The sequence below is a fragment of the Pseudomonas fragariae (ex Marin et al. 2024) genome (assembly GCF_059621105.1).
Map to the genome: position 1 here is coordinate 1,775,726 of NZ_CM184369.1, position 19,172 is coordinate 1,794,897.

The following is a 19,172-nucleotide window of genomic DNA, read 5'->3' on the forward strand; positions in this document are numbered from 1 at the left end:
AAACGTCTTGAAGCGAGAACCTGAGCATGTGTGAACTACTGGGCATGAGCGCCAACGTCCCGACCGACATTGTCTTCAGCTTTACCGGGCTGATGCAGCGTGGCGGCCGCACCGGTCCGCATCGCGATGGCTGGGGCATTGCCTTCTACGAGGGCCGTGGCCTGCGTCTGTTTCAGGACCCGGCAGCCAGCAGCGAATCGGAAGTCGCACAGCTGGTGCAGCGTTATCCCATCAAGAGCGAAGTCGTGATTGGCCATATTCGGCAGGCCAACGTCGGCAAGGTCTGCCTGTCCAACACCCATCCTTTCGTCCGTGAACTCTGGGGCCGTAACTGGTGCTTTGCCCATAACGGTCAGCTGGCGGATTTCACCCCGGGCGTTACCTTTTATCGGCCGGTGGGCGATACCGACAGCGAAGCGGCATTCTGCGACCTGCTCAATCGCGTCCGCGAAGCCTTTCCCGAGCCCGTCGACGTCGAGAAATTGCTGCCTACGCTGATCCAGGCGTGTGCCGAATATCGCAGCAAAGGCGTGTTCAACTGCCTGTTGAGCGACGGTGACTGGCTGTTTTGCTTTTGCAGTACCAAACTGGTTCAGATCACCCGCCGTGCTCCGTTCGGTCCGGCGAGGTTGAAAGATGTCGACGTGATTGTCGATTTTCAGGCTGAAACCACACCGCACGACGTGGTCACGGTCATTGCGACCGAGCCCTTGACCGAGAACGAAAACTGGAACCGCTATGAGCCGGGCCAGTGGAGCCTGTGGCGCAAGGGCGAGTGCGTGGTGCAAGGCTCGGTCGACACCGTCACCGAGACTGCCAGGCCGTAATACACCAGCACATCGGCTTACTGGATAAAAAAGAAGAGGGATATTGATGCTGCGAAGTTATCTGCGATTGGTCCTGTTCACCATGGGCCTGCTGTTCGGGGTCCAGATTCCCGGTTTCATCAGTGACTACAGCAAGCGTGTCGAAGCGCATCTGATCGAGGCGCAGCAAGCCGTAAAGGGCTATACCGCCACTGCGCAGCAGTTCTTCAAGGGCGATATCCAGGCGCTGATCCAGCACTATCGCAGCAGTGAGGACCCGGTTTTTCGCAGCGATGCGGACACCATCGATACCCTGATGAACCGCACGCATATCCTTGAGCGTCAGTGGCTCGGGCTCCAGGGGCCGTGGTATTCCAAAGCCATCTTCGTGGCCACCTCTTCCGATCCGGATATCCGTCGCGAAACCTTCAATGGCTATACGTGGCAAGTTCTGCTGGCCCCGGAAGTCATCGCCTGGGGCATCATCAGTGCGTTGCTGCTGGCGCTGGTCATCGAGAGCTTCGTGCTGTTGCTTGGCTGGGTTTTCAACGGCGGACGGCGCAAGCCGCAGCTGGAACGTGACTGGAGTTGACTGTGGGGCGGGGCATAGCGAAACATCGGCGCGCAGCTCATATGACTGCCCGTGTTTCATTATGTAGATAGGCGAGTACCGTTTCAGGTGCGTTCCACATCAGCACGTCGATGATTGAAAGGTTTTCGACGAAATTCAGAGGTCCCGTGGAATAACTGAATGAAGCGGGCTCGAGAAACCTCAGTTCTATGCCTCGTTCCTGCCATTCGCCGGGTATGAAAATTTCGCGTCCACCGGTGGCGTTGATGTACTGGCGCGCCCCCAGCACGGTGCTTATTTCCAGCGCCCATTGGCCTGCATGTTCAATGGGCGGCAGATCCAGGTTCATCGCCGCACAGCTTTCCCAGTTAAAACTCATGCCTAAATACTCGCAGACCACTTTCAGCGCGCGCGTGTTGAGTTCACACAGGTGGGTGGCAGGTGTGCCGAATGTCTGCTCGACCACCTGCAAGGTTTCCCGGAAGTACGGCGCCTGGCTTCGATAGTGTTCAAGCTGATTCTTGATTCGTCGGTGGGCACAGGCAAGGTCGATGATGGTCGCGTCCTTGATCAGTGCGCCCTCGCTGACACAGACCGGAACATTGATGTATTGCCAGTCGCCTTTGCTGCCCAGTACCCGATTGCGGTTCATCCAGCTTTTGCGTTTGTATTTGACGATGTCAAAGACCAGCCCGCGCTGGACCGCCGCAATGAGCTGGAAGTAACCGATGTAGGGGAAAAAGTAAGGCTGCATGATCCCGAGCGTTTCGTTCATAAGTAACCCGCGACGTCGCGACGTCGCGACGGCTGCTCAGGCAAAACGATGGAGTAACTGCAAAACGACCTACTCAATCAGCACTTTTGCGTCTGATTGGTTGTGTGGAACTGTCAGCGTAGTTTGGGTGTTCAAAATGATCATGCTGCTGGTCGGGTTGTATCGGTCGGTCGATGACCGGCTTATACAGCATTGGCAGCAGCCTTATTTCATTTCGCCAGGTAGCGCATGCCTTCTTCCAGACCGCTGAGGGTCAGCGGATACATCTGACCTTCAATCAAATCACGCACGATATGCGTCGAGGTGGTGTAGTCCCAGGCATCTTTCGGGTAGGGATTGATCCAGATGATCTTCTTGAATTTGGCCATGAAGCGCTGCATCCATACATAGCCCGCCTCTTCATTCCAGTGTTCGACGCTGCCGCCGGGCTGGGTGATTTCATAGGGCGCCATCGAGGCGTCGCCGATGAAAATCACTTTGTAGTCCTCGCCATACTTGTGCAGCAGGTCCTGGGTAGCGGTCCGCTCCGAGCTTCTGCGCAGGTTGTTCTTCCACACCGATTCATAGATGAAGTTATGGAAGTAGAAATACTCCATATGCTTGAATTCGGTCTTGCATGCGGAGAACAGTTCTTCACAGACCTTGACGTGCGAATCCATCGAGCCGCCGATGTCGAACAGCAGTAATAACTTGATGGTGTTGCGCCGCTCCGGACGCATCTGAATGTTCAGCAGGCCGGCATCGCGTGCGGTGTGATCGATAGTGCTGTCGATGTCCAGTTCATCCGCAGCGCCCTGACGAGCGAACTTGCGCAGGCGACGCAGGGCCACCTTGATATTGCGCGTCCCCAGCTCAACCTGATCATCCAGATTCTTGTACTCGCGCTGGTCCCAGACTTTGACGGCCTTGCCTTTGCGCTCGCCGGCCTCGCCGACGCGGATGCCTTCCGGATTGTAGCCACCCGAACCGAACGGGCTGGTGCCACCGGTGCCGATCCATTTGTTGCCACCGGCATGGCGTTCCTTCTGTTCTTCCAGACGTTTCTTGAACTCCTCGATCAGTTTGTCGAGGCCGCCCAGCGACTGGATCTGCGCGCGTTCCTCGTCCGTCAGCGAGCGCTCGAACTCTTTGCGCAGCCAGTCTTCCGGGATCAGCGCCTGCAAATGCTCGTCGAGGTTTTCCAGGCCGTTGAAATACGCACCGAAGGCGCGGTCGAACTTGTCGAAATGGCGCTCGTCCTTGACCAGAATCGTGCGCGCCAAGAAGTAGAACTCATCGATGTCGGCGAACACGACCCGCTGTTTCAGCGCATTGATCAGGTCCAGCAGTTCACGCAGAGACACCGGCACTTTGGCCGCGCGCATTTCGTTGAACAGGTTGAGCAGCATGGCTGTCGCCCTTTTACATGGCAGGTTGGATAGACACGATCAGCGATTGCCGCGACGGCTCATGAACGCCAGACGTTCCAGCAGATGTACGTCCTGCTCGTTCTTGACCAGCGCGCCGGCCAGTGGCGGAATGGCCTTGGTCGGATCGCGTTCGCGCAGCACGGCTTCACCGATGTTGTCGGCCATCAGCAGCTTCAGCCAGTCGACCAGCTCGGAAGTGGAGGGCTTCTTCTTCAGCCCCGGCACCTTGCGCACGTCAAAGAATACGTCCAGCGCTTCGCTCACCAGGTCTTTCTTGATGTCCGGGTAATGCACATCGACGATGCGTTGCAGCGTGGCCCGATCCGGAAAGGCGATGTAGTGAAAGAAGCAGCGACGCAGAAAGGCATCCGGCAGCTCCTTCTCGTTGTTGGAGGTAATGATGATGATCGGTCGCTTTTTGGCCTTGATGGTTTCATCGATCTCGTAAACGTAGAACTCCATCTTGTCGAGTTCCTGCAACAGGTCGTTGGGGAACTCGATATCGGCCTTGTCGATTTCGTCGATCAGCAGAATCACACGCTCCTCGGACTCGAAGGCTTCCCAGAGCTTGCCCTTTTTCAGGTAATTGCGTACGTCGTGGACCTTGTCGACGCCCAGTTGCGAGTCGCGCAGACGGCTCACCGCATCGTACTCGTACAGACCCTGATGGGCCTTGGTCGTGGACTTGATATGCCAGGTAATCAGTTTCGCGCCGAAGGACTCGGCCAGTTGCTCGGCGAGCATGGTCTTGCCGGTGCCGGGCTCGCCCTTGACCAGCAATGGACGCTCCAGCGTGATGGCCGCGTTGACCGCCAGCTTGAGATCGTCAGTGGCAACGTAGGCCGGCGTACCTTCGAACTTCATTGATCCATCCTTTTTCGCATGGGCGCGCGTAACCGGTCGGCACGCACGCCGTAAGAGGGGCAAGCAATGCCCTGACTATAACGTGGCGGCCCGATGGCTGTGAACGAAGACGCCTCATTCAGTTCTTGAATGGCGCGTCACGCTGTGACCGGGTTTAAATTGTAACGCTGCTTCTGGTATGGCTAATTTGGCGATACCGTGCGTGCCATGTCGACCAAATACAAATTCAGGGATAAATACAGGATTCAGCTGAGAGAAAAAGACCACCTGCCGCCGCATGTTCACCTGACTGGTGGGGGGCTGGACGTGCTGATTTGCCTTGAGCTTGTAGAGCCCATGCGCGGAACTGCACCGGCTGTTGTATTAAGGGAAGCTCTTGAATGGATACGCATTCACCGTAACGAACTGATGGAGGAATGGAAACGATGGCATCCATGAAACGCCCACGGCTCAAGGAGGTTCATGCCCAGTCCGGATATCGACTAGCCTTGACGTTCATCGACGATCAGCAATTCGTGCTCGACATGAGCGCGGATGTGCAGACTTTTCCTGGGTTACGGCCTTTGATCGCTGCCGATGCCTTTGCCCAGGCCCAAGTGGGCGATGATGGCTGGACGGTTGAATGGCCGGAGCCGGATATCCAGATCGGTGCCGATACCTTGTACCTTGACGCTCAGGCTCAAGCGGCCACCGATGAAAACACGCGTATTTTCATCGGGTGGCGGGCCCGCACGGGGTTGCCCCTGGCCCAGGCCGCAAAAGCATTGGGTGTGAGCCCGCGCAGCATCACCCGCTACAGCAACTCCCGCGAGCCGACACCACGCACCCTTGCGCTGGCTTGCCTGGGCTGGGATGCATTGCAGCAACAGGCACAGGCCGCCGAAGGGCGGGGTGTATACGGCACAGACAAAAAAACACGCTAGGAACCCTTGCTGCTCTCATAGCGCGCATTGAATGCCTGCACGAACGCATTGCGCAGGATCTGCAGAAACGCCTGGAAGCCGCTGATGTCCTGCTGATGGACACTGCCGCTGAGGTCGACGCGTGTGGCGAACTGGTTTTCCCGCTGGTTTTTCAATACGGTTTCGCTGGTGCCGACCAGCGCTTCCCAGATCGAACGGAAAACGCCCTTGTCCTTGTTTTCGACATCCTGCTGCCAGTTGAATACGTCCACATTGCGCAACAGCGGCTTTATGTAGCCCTTGAGCTGGCCTTTGTCGGCCTGCGCTTCAATCACCACGTCGCCATCGCCGGCGTTGAAATCGAACTTGCCGTAGGCCGACGAGAAGTCGTTGAGTTTCTTGAGCTGGATGCCGGTGGCGCGCAGTTTGAAGTCGAAGTCTTCAAAGTTGCTGAACGGGTCGAATCTGGCTGTGCTCTCCAGATCGGCGTGGCCCAGCAGGCGCGCCTTGCCCTTGAACTCGGCATCGCGATTGCCTTCCACGTCGACCACGTTAGTCAGGTTATAGATGCTGGCATTGACCTGATCCGCCTCGATTTTTACCTTGGGCGTGGAGTTGAAGTTATTGAACGTGATGCGCCCGTCGTCGATGCGCAATTCGTTGAGGGTGATAGGCAGCAACTTGTTCATCTGGGTACGCCAGTCGGTGCCTTGACCGGTCTGCGAGTCCTGCTTGCTGCCGCCGTCCACGAAGTTGATCTGCGGGCCAGTGAACAGGGCTTTCGCGACCACTGCATGGTCATACCAGAGAGAGTGCCAGCTGACTGCCAGTTCGATCATCGGCGCGTCGAAGAAGGGCACCGGAACCTTGCCATCGGTCTTGACGATCTTCAGCCCCTTGATCCGGTACGCCCCTCGCCACAGTGCCAGGTCCACATCGGTGATCTCGCCGCGGTAGTCACCCATATCGGCCAGTTTGTCGTTCAGATAGTCACGCACCAGATACGGCAGGGCGATATTGACAGCGATCAGCAGGACTACCAGAGCGGCCAGGGTCCATAGCGGCCAGCTGTAGCGACGTTTCATGACATGAGTCTCCTGTTTCAATGAAGGATTGACTGCTCGCGTCGTCATCCGTTCGGTCAGACTGGACGCCCCAGAGTTGGCGGCATAGGCTTTGGGTCTTTAACCGATGTGCACAAGGACACCCTCATGAGCCGTATCTACGCTGATAACGCCCATTCCATCGGTAATACGCCGTTGGTGCAGATCAACCGTATTGCGCCGCGCGGTGTCACCATCCTGGCCAAGATCGAAGGGCGTAATCCGGGCTATTCCGTCAAGTGCCGTATCGGCGCCAACATGATCTGGGACGCCGAAAGCAGCGGCAGGCTCAAACCGGGCATGACCATTGTCGAGCCGACCTCGGGCAACACCGGCATCGGTCTGGCCTTCGTTGCCGCTGCCCGTGGCTACAAGCTGATGCTCACCATGCCCGCTTCCATGAGCATAGAACGTCGCAAGGTACTCAAGGCACTGGGCGCAGAACTGGTGCTGACCGAAGCGGCCAAGGGCATGAAAGGCGCGATTGCCAAGGCCGAAGAACTGCTGGCAGGCAACCCCGAGAAATATTTCATGCCGGCGCAATTCGAAAACCCGGCCAACCCGGCCATCCATGAAAAGACCACTGGCCCGGAAATCTGGGCAGACACCGACGGTGCCATCGATGTCCTGGTGGCAGGCGTAGGAACTGGCGGGACTATCACCGGTATCTCCCGGTATATCAAGCACACCGAAGGCAAACCGATCCTGTCGGTCGCGGTCGAGCCGGACGGTTCGCCGATCATCACCCAGGCGATGGCCGGTGAAAAGATCACCCCCAGCCCACACAAGATTCAGGGCATCGGCGCCGGCTTCATCCCGAAAAACCTCGACCTGTCGATTGTCGACCGGGTAGAGCGTGTCACCGATGAAGAGTCCAAGGCCATGGCGCGGCGTCTGATGCAGGAGGAGGGCATTCTCTGCGGTATTTCCTGCGGCGCGGCAATGGCGGCGGCCGTCCGTCTGGCTGAAAAGCCGGAGATGCAGGGCAAGACGATCGTGGTGGTGCTGCCGGACTCCGGCGAACGTTACCTGTCGAGCATGCTGTTCAGCGATCTGTTTACCGATCAGGAGCTTTCCCAGTAACACATCTTCGCAAGTGCGCACTTCATGCGGGCAACGCAAGGGTTTATGATGGCCAGCTTACAACTCGCCGGACGATGAGCGCTGTCCGCCCGGCGTGCCAGTGATTATTCAGAATCATGCATCAGCACTGCCCGCGTGACGTTTGGCGTTATCTGCCCGCTTCAAGGAGAGCTTCATGACCCTTTCATTTGTTGCCAAGGCATCGATCCTGATGCTGTTTCTGGGCAGCACGCTGTACGTTCATTTGCGCGGTCGGGCCCGATTGCCCCTGTTGCGGCAGTTCGTCAACCATTCTGCATTGTTCGCACCGTACAACGCACTGATGTACCTGTTTTCCCGCGTGCCGTCCGAGCCGTATCTGGACCGCAGCAAATTCCCTGAACTGGACGTTCTCAAGGACAACTGGGAAACCATTCGCGACGAAGCCATGCACCTGTTCGACGAAGGCTATATTCGTGCGGCGGAGAAAAACAACGACGCCGGTTTTGGCTCGTTCTTCAAGAAGGGCTGGAAGCGCTTTTACCTGAAGTGGTACGACAAGGCCTTGCCGTCTGCCGAGGCGCTGTGCCCGAAAACAGTCGAACTGGTCAACAGCATTCCCAACGTCAAGGGCGCGATGTTCGCGCTGTTGCCGGGTGGCAGTCACCTCAATCCGCACCGCGATCCGTTTGCCGGCTCGCTGCGTTATCACCTGGGCCTGTCCACGCCCAACTCCGATGACTGCCGGATCTTCGTCGATGGCAAGGAATACGCCTGGCGTGACGGTCAGGACGTCATGTTCGATGAGACCTACGTTCACTGGGTCAAGAACGAGACCGACCAGACTCGTGTGATTCTGTTCTGTGACATCGAGCGTCCGCTGACCAACCGCTTCATGACCCGTATCAACCGCAGCGTCAGCGCGTTTCTGGGCCGCGCCACCGCTCCGCAGAACCTTGACGACGAGCGCGTCGGCGGAATCAACCAGGCGTATGCATTCAGCAAGCGTTTCAGCGATGGCTTCAGTGGCAAGGTCAAGCAGTTCAAGCGCGCCAACCCCAAGGCTTACCGCGTACTGCGCCCTGTTCTGGCAGTGGCGGTACTGACGCTGCTGGGCTACTGGTTGTTTGGTTAAGCGACAGTTTTTCCTGTTATTCCGCTCTGATCCGGTTGTTCGTGGCCTCTGCGAACAACCGGCATTCCGTTACCCGTCCAGACTCACATGCCGGCTCAACAGTGCGCGCAGCGCTGCAGGCTTGACCGGCTTGGGCAGATAATCGAGTCCCGCCGCATGCACCTGAGCGATCAACTCTGCCCGCCCATCGGCACTGATAAGCACGCCCGGCACCGGTTGACCCAGTCGGGTGCGTAGCCAGACCATGAGTTCAGTACCGGTTTCGCCTTCATCCAGGTGGTAATCCACCAGGGCAATCTGCGGTCGAACGCCATTGTTCAACAGCGCTTCGCATTCCTGGCGATTGCGCGCGGTCCAGACCTGACAGCCCCAGCGTGACAGCAGACTGTGCATACCGATCAGGATGCTGTCTTCGTTGTCGACACACAGCACCTGTGTGCCGTTCAGCGCGGGGCGGCTGACATCGGGCAGCGTAGCGGGGAGTGCCGCCTGGGGCGCGGCCAGCGGTACCCGGACGCTGAACACGCTGCCTTTGCCGGTCCATGAGCGCACCTGCAAAGGATGCTCGAGAATGCGGCACAAACCATCGGCAATCGCCAACCCCAGACCCAGCCCCTTGGCCGCGTGAGTCTTGTGGCTGTCGAGGCGTTTGAATTCTTCGAAGATCACCTTGCGCTTGTCCTCGGGAATGCCCGGCCCCCGGTCCCAGACTTCCAGACTCAGGCTCTCACCGTAGCGCCTGACACCCAGCAGAATGGGGCCTTTGGCATAGCGGAACGCGTTGGTCAAAAAGTTCTGCAGCACCCGGCGCAACAGCTTGATATCGCTGTCGACGCGCAGTGAACTGCCCCTCACACGAAAACTCAGGCCCTGCTCCTGAGCCAGCGCCTTGAATTCGGCACCGAGGGTGTCAAACAGCGCGCTGAGCGGAAACGGCTGGCGGTCCGGGGTGATCTTGCCGTTTTCGATGCGGGAAATATCCAGCAGGTCGCTGATCAGGTCTTCGGCAGAGCGCAGCGAGCTGTCCAGGTGCCGAACCAGTTGCTGAGCGTCGCTGGAAATCCCTTCCTGTTGATGTGACAGCGCGGCGGAGAACAGTCGTGCAGCGTTCAACGGCTGCATCAGGTCATGACTCACCGCGGCCAGGAAGCGGGTTTTCGATTCGTTGGCAGCTTCAGCGGTACCCTTGGCTTCGGTCAGCGCCTGGTTGAGCTGGGACAATTCGTGGGTACGTGCGGCTACCCGCTGCTCAAGGCTTTCATTGACGCCTTTGAGGGCGTGTTCGGCAGCGCGGAACTCGGTGATGTCGGTGAAACTCATGACGAACCCGCCGCCCGGCATCGGGTTGCCAATCAGTTCGATCACCTGGCCATTGGGAAACAACCGCTCCGAGGTATGAGCGCGGCCCTGGCGCATCCAGTGCAGACGGCGCGCAACGTGAACTTCTGCCTCGCCCGGTCCGCAGAGCCCGCGTTCGGCGTTGTAGCGGATGATGTCGGCAATCGGCCGGCCAACGCCGATCAGGCCTTCGGGGTAATTGAACAGCTCAAGGTAGCGACGATTCCAGGCCACCAGCCGCAGGGACTGGTCAACCACGCTGATGCCCTGGGTAATGTTTTCGATGGCACCCTGCAGCAGCGCGCGGTTGAACTGCAGGACTTCGGAGGCTTCGTCGGCGATGCGTACGACGTCTTCCAGCTGCATGTCGCGACCTTCGATAGCGGCCTTGACCACCGCGCGGGTCGAGGAGGTGCCGAGCACGCCGGCCAGCAGTCGCTCGGTATGCGCGATCCACTCACCGTCGGCATTCAGGCTGGGGTTGAAACCCTTGCCCTGCCTTTGGGCGAAACGGATGAAACTCTGCCGCGCGCGGTCTTCACCGACGAAGCGTGCCGACAGGCTGAGCAGGTCCTCGATCTGCACCGCAAGCAGCGGGCGGCTGAAGTCGCGCCCCTGGGTTTCCTGACCGATGAAACGCCCCGCCTGCCAATGCTCGGCCACTCGCGTGCGCGACAACATCGACACCCAGGCGAACAGCGTGCAGTTGCCGGCCATCGACAACACGACCCCCTGGGTCATCGGCGAGATAGGCAGGTCGAACGGGTTGCTGTGCAGCCAGGAAAGCAGCGGGAAAGTGCTCAGCGACCAGCCCATGCCATGCGCCGCCACTGGCAGCACGAGGGTGTAGAACCAGATGAAGATACCGGCCGCCAGCCCTGCGAAGACGCCACGCCGATTGGCCTGCTTCCAGTACAGCGCACCGAACATGGCGGGAGCCAGCTGGGTGATCGCGGCAAACGCGATCTGGCCGATGGTCGCCAGACTCGCCGTCGATCCGAGCATCCGGTAGCTGACATAGGCCAGCAGGAGAATCATCACGATGCTGATGCGTCTGACAGAAAGCATCCAGTGACGAAACGCTTCGAACGGCCGCTCGGTGTTTTTGCGTCTTAACAGCCACGGCAGCAGCATGTCGTTGGAAATCATCGTCGACAGCGCCACGCAGGCGACGATCACCATGCCGGTTGCCGCCGATGCTCCGCCGATGAAGGCCAGCAACGCGAGTGACGGGTGAGCGTGCGCCAGCGGCAGGCTGATCACGAACGAGTCGGGCAGCATGGAGCCGGGCAGGAGCATTTGTCCGGCCAGTGCAATCGGCACCACGAACAGCGCGGCCAGCGCCAGATAGGCCGGGAACACCCATTTGGCGAGATTCAGGTCCTGAGGCTCGATGTTCTCGACCACCGTCACGTGGAACTGGCGGGGCAGGCAGACAATCGCCATCATCGCCACGCCGGTCTGCACGAACATCGACGGCCAGTTGATCGTGTCTTTCCAGTATTCCTCAAGGCGTGGCGCGAGTTTGGCCTGATTGAACAGGTCGTCGAATCCGTCATACAGGCCGAACGTGACGAACACGCCGACTGCCATGAACGCAAACAGCTTGACCAGCGCCTCGAAGGCAATGGCCAGCACCATGCCGCGATGGTGTTCGGTGACATCCAGATTGCGTGCGCCGAAGACGATGGTGAACAGCGCGAGAATCAGCGACACCACCAGCGCAGTGTCCTGAGCGCGGGTGCCGGTGGAATCGGCCACGGCACCGATCAGGATATTCACCCCCAGCACGATGCCTTTGAGCTGCAACGCGATGTACGGCAGCATGCCGATCAGGCAGATCAGCGCCACCATCACCGCCAGGGACTGGGACTTGCCATAGCGCGCCGCGATGAAGTCGGCGATCGAGGTGATGTTTTCCTGCTTGCTGATCAGCACCATTTTTTGCAGCACCCAGGGTGCCAGCACCATCAGCACGATGGGCCCCAGATAAATCGGCAGAAACGACCATAACTGCTCGGCGGCCTGGCCCACTGCGCCGAAAAACGTCCAGCTGGTGCAGTACACCGCCAGCGACAGGCTGTAGACCCAGGCACGCATGGTCGGGCGCAGGGATGCGCTGTAGCGGTCGCCGTAGAAGGCGATGGCGAACATGATGGCCATATAGGTAAGGGCAACGGCCGCAATCAGCCCGCTGGACAGCGACATATCAAATTCCACACCGTATCGATAACGCGCAGTCTCGCACGATGGCCGCACTTCGTCTTTGTCGACCAAGGTCGAGCGTGGCGCGGTGTCGCAGCTGCCCCGACAAAGCCCGAAGTGATAAAAAAAGCGACACAGGTTTTGTAAAAGAAAATGTCCTATCGACATTCGGCGGCGTTACGTCTTCAATGTGCCTCGGATTGGCCGCTGCGTCAGTTCTCCCCAGCCTCTCAGGACCACGGACGATGAGCCAACAGTCACAATTCAGCCTGCTCGGGAAACGCCGTTTCCTGCCGTTTTTCATCACGCAGTCCCTCGGGGCATTCAATGACAACATCTTCAAGCAGTCATTGATCCTTGCCATTCTTTACAAGCTCAGCATCGATGGGGATCGCTCGATCTACGTCAATCTGTGCGCATTGCTGTTCATCCTGCCGTTCTTTCTGTTCTCGGCGCTGGCCGGGCAGTTCGGCGAGAAATACCCCAAGGACAAGTTGATCCGCATCATCAAGTTCGGCGAGATCGTCATCATGGTGGTCGGCGCCGCAGGCTTTCTGCTCAATCATCTGGAGTTGATGCTGGCCGCGCTGTTCGCCATGGGCACGCACTCGGCGCTGTTCGGGCCGGTCAAGTATTCGATCCTGCCCCAGCACCTGCGCGAGAGCGAACTGGTCGGCGGCAATGCGCTGGTCGAGATGGGCACCTTTCTGGCGATCCTGGCCGGCACCATCAGCGCGGGTGTGATGATGTCTTCTTCGCAATACGCCTGGGTGGTGGCGGCTGCCATCGTGCTGGTCGCCTGCCTGGGGTTCCTGGCCAGCTTCGGTATTCCGCGCGCCGAGGCTGCCTCGCCGGAGATGAAGCTCAACTGGAACATCTTCACCCAGTCGTGGGCGACCTTGCGTATGGGTCTTGGGCAAACGCCCGCGGTTTCGCGCTCGATTGTCGGCAACTCGTGGTTCTGGTTCGTGGGCGCTATCTACCTGACGCAGATCCCGGCCTATGCCAAGGAATGGATGTACGGCGACGAAACGGTCGTTACGCTGATTCTGGCCGTATTTTCCATCGGCATCGCGCTCGGCTCGTTGCTCTGTGAGCGCTTGTCCGGGCATAAGGTCGAGATCGGGCTGGTGCCGTTCGGCTCGATGGGCCTGACAATTTTTGGCCTGCTGCTGTGGTGGCATTCGGGCGGTTTCCCGCAGAACGTGCAGGCCAACGACTGGCTGGCAGTGCTGTCCTCCGGGCAGGGCTGGCTGGTGCTGTTCGACATTCTGGGTATCGGCGTATTCGGTGGCTTTTATATCGTGCCGCTGTACGCCTTGATCCAGTCGCGCACGCCGCTGAAAGAGCGCTCGCGCGTCATTGCCGCCAACAACATTCTCAACGCGCTGTTCATGGTGGTCTCGGCGATTGTCTCGATCCTGCTGCTGAGCGTTGCCAAGCTGTCGATTCCGCAGCTGTTTCTGGCCGTGTCGGTGATGAACATCGCGGTCAATATCTACATCTTCAAGATCGTCCCCGAGTTCACCATGCGCTTCATGATCTGGCTGCTTGGCCATTCCATGTACCGCGTCGAACACCGCAATCTGGACCGGATTCCGGACGAAGGCGCGGCGCTGCTGGTCTGCAACCATGTGTCCTTTGTCGATGCATTGCTGATTGCCGGTGCGGTGCGGCGCCCGATCCGCTTTGTCATGTACTACAAGATCTACCAGCTGCCTGTGCTTAACTTCATCTTTCGCACCGCCGGGACCATCCCCATTGCCGGGCGTAACGAAGACATGGACATCTACGAAACATCGTTCAAGCGCATCGCCCAATACCTCGCGGAAGGCGAACTGGTGTGCATCTTCCCGGAAGGCAAACTGACCACCGACGGCGAAATCAACGGCTTCAAGAACGGCATGAGCCGCATCATCCAGGAAACCCCGGTACCGGTCATTCCACTGGCACTGCAAGGCCTGTGGGGCAGCTTCTTCAGCCGCGACCCGAGCAAGACCCTGTTTCGCCGCCTGTGGTCTCGCGTCGTGCTGGTGGCCGGTTCGCCCATCGCAGCGGACGTGGCAACCCCCGTGGACGTACGTGAAGAAGTGAAAGCGCTGAGAGGAAAAGTGCAGTAGCGCCGGCGCTCCGTACGACTGACGTGCCAATCACTCCGCATTGGCACGATAGTCATCAGTTCCCGAGCCGTGTATTTAGCCAAATTGCTCTGAAGCGCTTTTCAACCACGATGGCACAGGCGACGCAGAGTGCGACGTTAGTGACGGCTGAGTCCTGGCGCTGATCCGGGGGTAGCCTGGCAGGACGCCAGGCAAGCCGCACCGTGCCATGGATGGCGCGTTGCGGCGACCCCCGGATCAGTGACAGGGCGAAGGAACCCGACGAAGTCGGGCCGGAAACGGAGCCAGGGGGTTTGCTTACTTTGGCCCCATCAAAGTAAGTCGCCGAGGGGCGAAAAGGTGACCTGAGCCGAACCCCGATCCACCTGACACCGCAGAACCGCCGTGTGACGCAGAGCGTCACGAACTGCATTCCCACGCGGAGCATGGGAACGATAGTCAACCGTCCAACTTTTTGGGGGCAGTTCACTGGAGCGTGAGGAACGATAGTCAACTGGCATCAACGGACGGACGTATTCTCTTCCTCCGGCATCTTCCTGAAATACGTCGACAGCAACGCCCCGGAAATATTGTGCCAGACACTGAACAGCGCACTTGGCACCGCCGCCAGCGGCGAAAAATGTGCACTGGCCAGCGCAGCGCCCAGCCCCGAGTTCTGCATACCGACCTCCAGCGCCAGCGACTTGCGTTGCGCCAATGGCAGCTTGAAAACCTTGCCAGTGAAATAACCCAGCAGAAAACCGAACGTGTTATGCAGAATCACCACCGCCATGATCAGCAGGCCGGATTCAGCGATTTTCGCCTGACTGGCGGCGACCACCGCGCAGACGATCATCACAATACTGACCACCGACACCAGCGGCAGCACATCGACCGCATAGCTGACCCGCGCGCCCAACAGACGCTGGGCAATCACGCCCAACACAATCGGCAGCATGACCAGTTGCAGGATCGACCAGAACATATCCAGAAAGGACACCGGCAGCCACGCCGACGCCAGGAACCAGATCAAGGTCGGGGTCAGCAGCGGGGCGAGCAGGGTAGTGACCGCAGCGATTGCCACCGCCAGCGCCAGATCACCCTTTGCCAGCCAGGCCATGACGTTGGATGAAGTGCCGCTCGGACAGCAGCCGACCAGAATCACACCCACAGCGATCTCCGGCGGCAGTTGAAACACCTGGCACAGCAACCAGGCCACACCGGGCATGATCACAAAGTGCGCGATCACACCCAGCGCCACTCGCCACGGGTTACGCGCCACTTCAGAGAAGTCTTCGAGTTTCAGGGTCAGGCCCATGCCGAACATGACCAGCCCCAGCAGCGGCACGATCCAGCTCTTAAGGCCAATGAATGCCTGCGGAAACAGAAATGCCAGAATGGCGAACAGCAAAACCCAGTAGGCAAACGTGTTGCCGACAAAACGACTCAAGGCTGCCAAAGCACGCATGGCCTGTTCCTTATTGTTGAATAACCGGGGTGAAATGAATGCGCCGTCTGACGAGACGGCGCGGTGTTTCGAGCGGCAGTGCTGCAAGAGCGGGTATCAGATGCCCTGCGGAATCTCTTCGCCGCCCAATGCCTCGAACAGCTCCGGCAGGAACTCGCCGAAGGTCAGCATCATCAGCGTGAAGCTGGCGTCCAGTTGTCCCAACGCTTCGTCGCCACCGTCCTGTTCGGCCTGATCCTGCAGCAGGTCCTCGAACTTCAGACGCTTGACCACCAGTTTATCGTCCAGCACGAACGACAGCTTGTCCTGCCAGGCCAGCGACAGTTGGGTCACGACCTTGCCTGTGCTCAGGTGCAGCTGGATTTCATCGCCGGTCAGGTCCTGACGCTTGCAACGCACGATGCCGCCATCTTCATGGGTGTCGCGCAGCTCGCACTCGTCCAGCACGAAGAAGTTGTCGGCCGCTTTCTGGGTCTTGACCCAGTCGGTCATGGTCGCACTCGGTGAAACCTTGACCGTCAGCGGACGTACCGGCAGCGAGCCGATGACTTCGCGCAGGGTCGACAACAGGTCCTCGGCGCGTTTCGGGCTGGAGGCATTGACCAGGATCAGGCCCTGTTTCGGCGCGATGGCGGCGAAGGTGGCGGAGCGACGGATAAACGCACGCGGCAGGAACGCCTGGATGATTTCATCCTTGAGCTGATCGCGTTCCTTCTTGTAGACCTTGCGCATCTGCTCGGCTTCGATCTCGTCGACCTTTTCCTTGAGCGCGTCACGCACGACGCTGCCCGGCAGAATGCGTTCTTCCTTGCGTGCTGCGATCAGCATGAAGTCCTGACTGATGTGTACCAATGGAGCGTCTTCGCCCTTGCCGAAAGGAGCGACGAAACCATAGGTGGCTACCTCCTGGCTGGCGCAGGCGCGCGCCGGCTTGGTCGCCAGTGCTGTCTCCAGCGCTTCGGCATCAAAAGGCACGTCCTGGGTCAGGCGATAGACAAGCAGGTTTTTGAACCACATGAGGTGAATCTCTCTTTCTATACAAAGGCGGGCATTATTCGCTCCTCAGCCGCTGGGGCCAACCCTGTACAGAGCGTTTGTAAGCCTTTGGAAGGATTATAAAAATTATTTAAAAAAGTGCTTGCCAGAGTACAGGTCGCTCCGTAGAATGCGCGCCACACCGAGAGTGAAGGGTGATTAGCTCAGCTGGGAGAGCAGCTGCCTTACAAGCAGCGGGTCGGCGGTTCGATCCCGTCATCACCCACCAAACTCGCTTTTAGTGTTACGCGCAGCGGTAGTTCAGTCGGTTAGAATACCGGCCTGTCACGCCGGGGGTCGCGGGTTCGAGTCCCGTCCGCTGCGCCATATTCCGCTTCAAGGCCCTTGAACTCCTTGAAGCAAACAGAAAGCCCGCCCAGTGCGGGCTTTCTGCTTTCTGTCGTTTGGAAATTCCAACCCCCTCGTGCAATGCCCCCGCGGCAGTTCTATTGAAGTTCTGTAAGAATTATTCTTCGCGAATGTAAGTAATGTCCTTAATTAGTGAAGTTTAAACCAGGCTTGTTAGTTAGCCTTGGTGAGCGCTTGATTTATCCTCTTTGCTGGTATTAGCTGAATGGGTTGATGGGGTATCCAGACATTAAACGTTTTTTGATGATCCCAGATAATTAATCCAGACCGACCGCCGAATCGAGGCGGTCTGATACGATAATGAGCAAAGGAATGACTATGAAAAATCGTTTTAAACTGTTTGTAGGCACTACGGCCTTGATCCTCTCTGCGAGCGCGCTGGCCAAGCCAGTACTGCACACGGCGACCATCGACCAGCACGGCAATATCGTTGCTCAGTCGTCGCCCTGGATCAAGTCTGTAAGTTACAGCAGCCAGAAAGACTACTTCGCGACGTATAAAGTGCTCTTCAAGGAAGGGCAGTTTAAAAAGTCTCCAGGGTTCTGCTCGGTGTCTTCCATTGATACCAGTGATCATGAGCGGCTGTTCTACGGGCACGCCAAGTTGGGCGGCGCTGCGACAACAGAACAGGTCAATGTATTGGGACTTATGGTCGGTAAGCGGGGGGCTTCGGGTGACTCCTCAATGAGTTTCCAGTTGGCCTGCAGCAATTGATTCAATGAACCCCGCCTGGTGCGGGGTTTTTTACGGCGGTCTGATCTGGAGGCGCACCTTCCGGCTTTCCATCCAGCGCATTTGCGCAGATCATTCCTCCACCTCCCAACAAGAAAGGACGTGTCATGAGCCTGCCTCTTCAGGGCATCAAGGTGGTGGAACTGGGTCAGCTCATTGCCGGGCCGTTCGCGACGAAGATTCTCGCCGAGTTCGGTGCCGAGGTCATCAAGGTCGAGCCGCCATTGACCGGTGATCCCCTGCGCAAATGGCGTTTGCTGCATAACGGCACGTCCGTCTGGTGGGCGGTGCAGTCCCGCAACAAACAGTCGGTAACCCTCGATCTGCGCCAGCCTCAGGCGCAGGAGATGGCACGGCGGCTGATCCGCGATGCCGATGTACTGGTCGAGAACTTCCGCCCTGGCACACTTGAGGGCTGGGGGTTGAGCTGGGAAGCGCTGCACGCCCTCAATCCGAAACTGATCATGCTGCGTGTCTCCGGCTACGGGCAGACCGGGCCGTATCGCGACCGGCCGGGTTTTGGCGTGATCGGTGAGGCCATGGGCGGTCTGCGTCATCTGTCGGGTGAGGCAGGGCGCACGCCAGTGCGTGTCGGCGTATCGATTGGCGATTCGCTGTCTGCGCTGCACGGTGTGATCGGCATTCTGCTGGCGCTTCGTCATCGCGAGCAGAATGGCGGCGACGGGCAGCAGATAGATGTCGCGTTGTACGAGTCAGTGTTCAACATGATGGAAAGCCTGATTCCCGAGTATTCGGTATTCGACACTGTCCGCGAGCCGGCTGGCAGCAGCCTGCCAGGCATCGCACCGAGCAATGCCTACCGCTGCAATGACGGCAAGTACGCGTTGATCGCGGGCAATGGCGACAGTATCTTCCGGCGCCTGATGGAAAAGATCGGCCGCGCGGACCTGGCCAGCGACCCCGAGCTTGAGCACAACGACGGGCGGGTCAGGTACGTAGCGCGCATCGATGCGGCCATCTCGACCTGGACCGCCGAACGCTCGATGGACGAAGTTCTTGCAGCGCTCAACGAGGCCCGTATTCCGGCAGGCAAGATCTACGACGCAGCCGATATCGCCAGTGACCCGCATTATCAGGCGCGGGACATGCTGTTGCAGGGCACGCTGGATGACGGAACGCCCGTCACCCTTCCGGGTATTGTGCCTAAACTTCAAGACACGCCGGGGCAGGTACGATCGTCTGCGCCAACACTCGGTCAACACACCGATGCTGTGCTTGAAGCGCATGGCATCGACGCTGCCACCCGTGCCGAGTGGCGTCGGCTTGGCATTATCTGAT

General features: G+C 58.8%; 16 protein-coding genes and 2 tRNA genes. 11 read left to right on the plus strand and 7 right to left on the minus strand.

Translation table 11 applies throughout. From position 1 onward, the window contains the following. The first annotated feature begins 26 nt into the window (after positions 1-26). Together AC54XV_RS08080 and AC54XV_RS08085 are read left to right on the plus strand one after the other, a co-directional pair. Positions 27-827 carry a class II glutamine amidotransferase gene (locus tag AC54XV_RS08080; protein ID WP_024641148.1) on the plus strand — a complete coding sequence of 267 codons (801 nt, stop codon included), beginning with the start codon at positions 27-29 and terminating at the stop codon, positions 825-827. A 46-nt stretch (positions 828-873) separates the two neighbouring features. Next, a complete protein-coding gene (locus AC54XV_RS08085; RefSeq protein ID WP_024659525.1) occupies positions 874-1,398 on the plus strand; it encodes a DUF2937 family protein in 525 nt (174 codons plus the stop codon). 37 nt (positions 1,399-1,435) lie between these two features. Here the strand turns inward: AC54XV_RS08085 and AC54XV_RS08090 are convergent, their stop codons facing one another. From AC54XV_RS08090 to AC54XV_RS08100, 3 genes are all read right to left on the minus strand, one after another. Then, positions 1,436-2,152, minus strand: coding sequence for a WbqC family protein (locus tag AC54XV_RS08090; protein WP_032656456.1), 717 nt, complete (start codon positions 2,150-2,152; stop codon positions 1,436-1,438). A 209-nt stretch (positions 2,153-2,361) separates the two neighbouring features. Next, positions 2,362-3,540 (minus strand): vWA domain-containing protein, encoded by a 1,179-nt coding sequence (locus AC54XV_RS08095; protein WP_003407247.1) that lies wholly within the window; start codon positions 3,538-3,540, stop codon positions 2,362-2,364. Between the two features lie 39 nt (positions 3,541-3,579). Continuing rightward, positions 3,580-4,425 carry an AAA family ATPase gene (locus tag AC54XV_RS08100; protein WP_003407249.1) on the minus strand — a complete coding sequence of 282 codons (846 nt, stop codon included), beginning with the start codon at positions 4,423-4,425 and terminating at the stop codon, positions 3,580-3,582. 207 nt (positions 4,426-4,632) lie between these two features. Here AC54XV_RS08100 and AC54XV_RS08105 point away from each other — a divergent pair, with 207 nt between their 5' ends. Then, the gene (locus tag AC54XV_RS08105) at positions 4,633-4,863 is read left to right on the plus strand and encodes a DUF4160 domain-containing protein (RefSeq protein WP_079998151.1); all 231 of its coding nucleotides are present in this window, start codon (positions 4,633-4,635) and stop codon (positions 4,861-4,863) included. Then, positions 4,860-5,348: a DUF2442 domain-containing protein gene (locus AC54XV_RS08110; RefSeq protein ID WP_024639948.1), complete on the plus strand. Its 489-nt coding sequence runs from the start codon at positions 4,860-4,862 to the stop codon at positions 5,346-5,348. The genes AC54XV_RS08105 and AC54XV_RS08110 overlap by 4 nt, the downstream gene beginning before the upstream one ends. On the opposite strand, the gene AC54XV_RS08115 is transcribed toward AC54XV_RS08110, so the two are convergent. Continuing rightward, positions 5,345-6,412 (minus strand): DUF748 domain-containing protein, encoded by a 1,068-nt coding sequence (locus AC54XV_RS08115; RefSeq protein WP_003407252.1) that lies wholly within the window; start codon positions 6,410-6,412, stop codon positions 5,345-5,347. The two genes, AC54XV_RS08110 and AC54XV_RS08115, sit on opposite strands and share 4 nt — an antisense overlap. A 126-nt stretch (positions 6,413-6,538) precedes the next feature. Here AC54XV_RS08115 and cysK point away from each other — a divergent pair, with 126 nt between their 5' ends. Together cysK and AC54XV_RS08125 are read left to right on the plus strand one after the other, a co-directional pair. After that, on the plus strand, positions 6,539-7,513 hold the full coding sequence (gene cysK / locus AC54XV_RS08120; protein ID WP_058398545.1) for a cysteine synthase A: 975 nt from the start codon (positions 6,539-6,541) through the stop codon (positions 7,511-7,513). A 175-nt stretch (positions 7,514-7,688) separates the two neighbouring features. After that, a complete protein-coding gene (locus AC54XV_RS08125) occupies positions 7,689-8,627 on the plus strand; it encodes an aspartyl/asparaginyl beta-hydroxylase domain-containing protein (protein ID WP_003407254.1) in 939 nt (312 codons plus the stop codon). 69 nt (positions 8,628-8,696) lie between these two features. Here AC54XV_RS08125 and AC54XV_RS08130 read toward each other — a convergent pair whose 3' ends face one another. Beyond that, positions 8,697-12,173, minus strand: a complete 3,477-nt coding sequence (locus tag AC54XV_RS08130; protein ID WP_024639952.1) for a hybrid sensor histidine kinase/response regulator — start codon at positions 12,171-12,173, stop codon at positions 8,697-8,699. 242 nt (positions 12,174-12,415) lie between these two features. On the opposite strand from AC54XV_RS08130, the gene AC54XV_RS08135 reads away from it, so the two are divergent. Continuing rightward, positions 12,416-14,290: an MFS transporter gene (locus AC54XV_RS08135; RefSeq protein ID WP_058398546.1), complete on the plus strand. Its 1,875-nt coding sequence runs from the start codon at positions 12,416-12,418 to the stop codon at positions 14,288-14,290. Between the two features lie 499 nt (positions 14,291-14,789). Here the strand turns inward: AC54XV_RS08135 and AC54XV_RS08140 are convergent, their stop codons facing one another. Beyond that, a complete protein-coding gene (locus AC54XV_RS08140; RefSeq protein ID WP_011267112.1) occupies positions 14,790-15,737 on the minus strand; it encodes a bile acid:sodium symporter family protein in 948 nt (315 codons plus the stop codon). Positions 15,738-15,833: 96 nt separating this feature from the next. After that, positions 15,834-16,754 carry a recombination-associated protein RdgC gene (gene rdgC / locus AC54XV_RS08145; protein ID WP_003317427.1) on the minus strand — a complete coding sequence of 307 codons (921 nt, stop codon included), beginning with the start codon at positions 16,752-16,754 and terminating at the stop codon, positions 15,834-15,836. A gap of 171 nt (positions 16,755-16,925) precedes the next feature. Here rdgC and AC54XV_RS08150 point away from each other — a divergent pair. The 4 genes from AC54XV_RS08150 (at position 16,926) to AC54XV_RS08165 (ending at position 19,171) form a co-directional block, all read left to right on the plus strand. After that, positions 16,926-17,001: transfer RNA gene (locus AC54XV_RS08150), tRNA-Val, on the plus strand. Between the two features lie 21 nt (positions 17,002-17,022). After that, positions 17,023-17,099 (plus strand) — tRNA-Asp (locus AC54XV_RS08155). A gap of 360 nt (positions 17,100-17,459) precedes the next feature. Then, positions 17,460-17,855: a hypothetical protein gene (locus tag AC54XV_RS08160; protein ID WP_011267113.1), complete on the plus strand. Its 396-nt coding sequence runs from the start codon at positions 17,460-17,462 to the stop codon at positions 17,853-17,855. A 125-nt stretch (positions 17,856-17,980) separates the two neighbouring features. After that, positions 17,981-19,171: a CaiB/BaiF CoA transferase family protein gene (locus tag AC54XV_RS08165; RefSeq protein WP_058823153.1), complete on the plus strand. Its 1,191-nt coding sequence runs from the start codon at positions 17,981-17,983 to the stop codon at positions 19,169-19,171. Position 19,172: the final 1 nt, after the last annotated feature.